Below are 1,043 nucleotides of genomic sequence, written 5' to 3'. Positions count from 1 at the left end.
TATCAACGTCCATGGGTCGCTATTGCCACGGTGGCGCGGGGCAGCACCGATTCAGCGAGCATTATGGGCTGGTGACGACCAAACCGGCGTGACGATTATGCAGATGGATGCCGGCCTCGATACTGGTGCTATGTTGCATAAAGCCACCTGTGCTATTAAGCCTGACGACACCAGTGCCTCTCTGTATGACAAATTGGCGCAAATCGGGCCGGATGCCCTATTGACTACGCTTGAACAGCTTGCCGTCGGCTGCGCCACAGCTAAGCCACAAGATAACGCGCTCGCGACCTATGCGGACAAACTCAGCAAGGACGAAGCCAGGCTCGACTGGCGCCTGACCGCAGCACAGCTTGAGCGCTGCATCCGCAGCTTTAACCCCTGGCCCATCAGCTATTTCCCGCTGTCGGGGCAGCCAATCAAAGTTTGGGCCGCCAACTTTGACGCCCGGCAAACGGCTTCATGTGCGCCAGGCACGATTGTGGCCGCGGACAAGGCCGGCATTCACATCGCTGCCGGCGAGGGTATCCTGACGCTAACTCAGTTGCAGCCTACGGGTAAAAAAGCGATGCCAGTCCAGGAGTTACTCAATTCACGCCGCGAATGGTTTATTCCCGGTACGCTTCTAGATTAATCTTCACCTTAAGGGTGAGCTGGCGGTGTTAGTTACTAGTTATATGGCGGGGGCCTCCACGACCTGGTCTGCTATGAAAACACATTATAATCTCCGCGTTATCGCCGCCAAGGCAGTGGCTCAGGGACTAGACCAAGTCCAGTCCCTGAGCACCCTGTTACCGCCGTTGCAGGCGTCTTTGAACGAAAAGGACCGCGCACTGCTGCAGGAACTCTGTTTCGGTATTATGCGCGTCTTGCCGCAGTTGGAATGGATCCTGCACCAAATGATGGAAAAACCGTTGACTGGTAAACAGAGGTCAGTTCATTACCTGCTCATGGTCGGTTTATATCAGTTAATCTACACCCGTATCCCTTCCTATGCCACGCTGGCGGAGACGGTAGAGGGCGCGGTGGAGCTGAAACGGCCGCAG

2 protein-coding genes are annotated in these 1,043 nt (G+C 55.9%); both read left to right on the top strand.

The genetic code is table 11. The features are described 5' to 3' along the window. Window positions 1-631, top strand: a 631-nt coding sequence (fmt, locus tag BG74_RS06840; protein ID WP_244267401.1) for a methionyl-tRNA formyltransferase, incomplete at its 5' end; no start/stop codon positions are given. Between the two features lie 73 nt (window positions 632-704). Then, on the top strand, window positions 705-1,043 hold a 339-nt coding region (locus BG74_RS06835; RefSeq protein ID WP_305809581.1), incomplete at its 3' end, for a transcription antitermination factor NusB.

Origin of the sequence: Sodalis-like endosymbiont of Proechinophthirus fluctus (assembly GCF_001602625.1) — a bacterium.
Taxonomy (GTDB): Bacteria; Pseudomonadota; Gammaproteobacteria; order Enterobacterales; family Enterobacteriaceae.
This window is presented reverse-complemented; position numbering and strand designations above follow the sequence as displayed.